At 74.8% G+C, this 3210-nt stretch carries 3 protein-coding genes; all 3 read left to right on the top strand.

Going from position 1 to position 3210, the window contains the following annotated elements; genetic code table 11:
• The first annotated feature begins 101 nt into the window (after nucleotides 1-101).
• Nucleotides 102-1112: a phosphatidate cytidylyltransferase gene (locus F6X68_RS31785; protein ID WP_370519023.1), complete on the top strand. Its 1011-nt coding sequence runs from the start codon at nucleotides 102-104 to the stop codon at nucleotides 1110-1112.
• Nucleotides 1113-1216: 104 nt separating this feature from the next.
• The gene (gene rlmN / locus F6X68_RS31780; protein WP_132232738.1) at nucleotides 1217-2368 is read left to right on the top strand and encodes a 23S rRNA (adenine(2503)-C(2))-methyltransferase RlmN; all 1152 of its coding nucleotides are present in this window, start codon (nucleotides 1217-1219) and stop codon (nucleotides 2366-2368) included.
• A 31-nt stretch (nucleotides 2369-2399) separates the two neighbouring features.
• A partial coding sequence (locus tag F6X68_RS31775) for a DivIVA domain-containing protein (protein ID WP_192581627.1) occupies nucleotides 2400-3210 on the top strand: 811 nt, incomplete at its 3' end.

Genomic DNA, 3210 nt, shown 5'->3' with positions numbered 1-3210 from the left:
GGCCGGAGCCCGAGATCGATCCGGGTCGGTGGGACCGCCGTCCCGCCGTGCTCCCCGACGCGTACGCCGAGGCGCCGGCCCGCTCCCGCCCGCACGCCGACGTGGCGGCGGCCGGTGAACCGGCGGCGATGAACGGCCACCGCGACCGTCCCGACGACTCGGAGTACCCGACCACCCAGCTCGAACCGGTCCGGGACGTCGAGCCGGAGCCGGAGCCCGTGCCGCCTCCGGGCCGCCGGCAGCGCGGTCGACGCCGGGCCGGCGCCGACCGGCCCCCGACCCAGCAGCCCGTTCCGAGTCGGGCCGGGCGCAACCTGCCGGCAGCCGTTGCCGTCGGCGTGGGCCTCGGCGCCCTGATCGTGGTGCCGCTGTTCTTCTACCGGACCGCCTTCCTGGTGGTGGTGGCCGCGGCGGTCGCCATCGGCATGTGGGAGATGGCCCGGGCGGTACGCCGCAGCGGCGCGCACCCGCCGCTGGTGCCGCTGATCGCCGGCGGGGTGCTCACCATCGGGCTGGCCTGGTTCTCCGGCCCCGACGCGCTCAGCCTCGGCCTGCTGGTGACCGTGCTGGGCACCATGGTCTGGCGGCTCGGCGACGGGCCGGGCGGCTTCCAGCGTGACCTGACCGCCGCCACCCTCATCGCCGTGTACGTGCCGTTCCTCGGCGGCTTCGCCGCGCTGCTGGCGGCGGTGCCCGAGGACGGCGACCTGCGGGTGCTGGTGACGCTGGCCGCGGTGGTCCTCTCCGACACCGGCGGGTACGCCGCCGGCGTCAGCTTCGGCAAGCATCCGATGGCCCCCTCGATCAGCCCGAAGAAGTCCTGGGAGGGCTTCGCCGGCTCGGTCACCGCCGCGGCGCTGGGCAGTGCCCTGCTGCTCTGGCTGCTCCTCGACGTGGCCCCGTGGTGGGGCGCGCTCTTCGGGTTGGCGATCTCCGGCGCCGCCGTCCTCGGTGACCTCGCCGAGTCCATGATCAAGCGGGATCTCGGGGTGAAGGACATGAGCAACCTGCTCCCCGGGCACGGCGGCCTGATGGACCGGTTGGACTCGATCCTCTTCGCGCTGCCGACCGCGTACCTGCTCCTGGCGGTCTTCGTTCCGGTGCTGGAGTGAGGCGTGAATCACCCGTCGTCAGTGGCCCCGCCCGGGCGGCGGGGGGCGATTCGGCACCTCCGGACAGGTGTGTCGGCCGTCCGGCGTGACAGACTGGACGCGCCATGACGAGCTTGCCCCTGATTCCCGCAGACCCCGACGCCCCCGGGCGGCGGCCCGCGATGCCTCCCCGTCACCTCGCCGATCTCGACCTCGCCGGCCGCCGCGCCCTGGTCGCCGAGCTGGGGGAGCCGGCGTTCCGCGCCAAGCAGGTCTCCACCCACTACTTCGGTCGGCTGGTGCGCGACCCGGGGCAGATGACCGACCTGCCGGCCGCCACCCGGGAGAAGCTCGCCGACCAGCTCCTGCCCCGGCTGCTCACCCCGGTCCGCGAGCTGGCCTGCGACGACGGCGCGACCCGCAAGGCGCTCTGGCGGCTGCACGACGGCTCGCTGGTGGAGAGCGTGCTGATGGGTTACCCGGACCGCGTCACCGTCTGCATCTCCAGCCAGGCCGGCTGCGGCATGGCCTGCCCGTTCTGCGCCACCGGGCAGGCGGGGCTGACCCGCAACCTCTCCACCGCCGAGATCGTCGACCAGGCGGTCTACCTGGCCGGGGTGGCCGCCTCCGGAGCGGTGGCGGGTTCGCCGCCGCGCCTGTCGCACGTGGTCTTCATGGGCATGGGCGAGCCGCTGGCCAACTACTCCCGAGTGGTCGCGGCGATCCGCCGGCTGGTCGCCCCGGCGCCCGAGGGGCTCGGGCTGTCGCAGCGCCACATCACGGTCTCCACGGTGGGCCTGGTCCCGGCCATCCGCCGACTGGCCAGCGAAGACCTCTCGGTGACCCTTGCGTTGTCGCTGCACGCCCCCGATGATGAGCTGCGCGACGAACTCGTGCCGGTCAACCAGCGCTGGAAGGTGTCCGAGGTGCTGGACGCGGCGTGGGACTACGCGGCCCGCACGGGGCGTCGGGTGTCGATCGAGTACGCCATGATCAGAGACGTGAACGACCAGCCGTGGAGAGCCGATCTGCTCGGGCGGCTGCTGGCCGGGAAGCTGACCCACGTGAACCTCATCCCCCTCAACCCGACTCCGGGCAGCCGTTGGGACGCCAGCCCCAAGCCGGTCGAGCGGGAGTTCGTCCGGCGGCTGCGCGAGGCCGGGGTGTCGACGACCGTGCGGGACACCCGGGGTCGCGAGATCGACGGAGCGTGCGGGCAACTCGCCGCCGCCGAGGACATTGACACCGACACCGACCGGGCCGGGGAGAAGGCGTGACCGGGCGTAGCGAACGAGACCAGGAGACATAGTGGCGAGTCAGGGTCAGCGTTTCCGGCGTAAGGCGCTCCGCCGGGGATACAAGGTCGACGAGGTCGACGCCTTCCTGGACCGGGTCGAGGCGACGCTCGACGGCCGGCCGGTGGGCGCCCCCGTCGCCTCCCAGGAGGTCCACGACGTCGTCTTCCGGGTCCGCTTCAACGGCTACGACGAGTGGCAGGTCGACCTGCACCTCGACCGGGTCGAGCGGCAGCTGGCCGAGCTGGAGGAGCGCGGTGGCGCCGGCGGCCGCGGCGGCGACCCCCGCGACGCCGACCGCCTCGGTCCGCCCGACCGCATGGGTCCGCCCGACCGGATGGGTCCTCCGGACCGCATGGGCCCGCCCGACCGCATGGGCCCCCCGGTGCGCGACGACCGCGGCATGTCGCCGGTCCCGCAGCCGATGCCGCCCCGGCCGATGCCGGCACAGGCCGGTCCGCCCGGCGACCGCTACGGCCGCTACGACGAGCCCACCGGTGCCTTCGCCGGTGGCTACGACGCCCCGCGGGGCGGCTACGAACCGCCGCGCGGCCCCGGCGGACCCGGCGGCCCCGGCCCGATGGGACCGGGCGCCCCGATGGGCCACGGCGCTCCGCCGCCGCGCGGCCTGCCCGCCGGCCCCAGCGGCTACGGCGACGGTCCCGGCAACTACGGCGACGGTCCCGGCAACTACGGCGATGGTCCCGGCAACTACGGTGACGGCCCCGGCGGTGGCTACGGCGACGGCCCCGGCAAGTACGGCGACGGTCCGGGCGGTGGCTACGGTGACGGCCCCGGCGGTGGCTACGGTGATGGTCCTGGCG

Source organism: Micromonospora sp. AMSO12t (assembly GCF_008806585.1).
Classification (GTDB): Bacteria; Actinomycetota; Actinomycetes; order Mycobacteriales; family Micromonosporaceae; genus Micromonospora; species Micromonospora reichwaldensis.
This window is presented reverse-complemented; position numbering and strand designations above follow the sequence as displayed.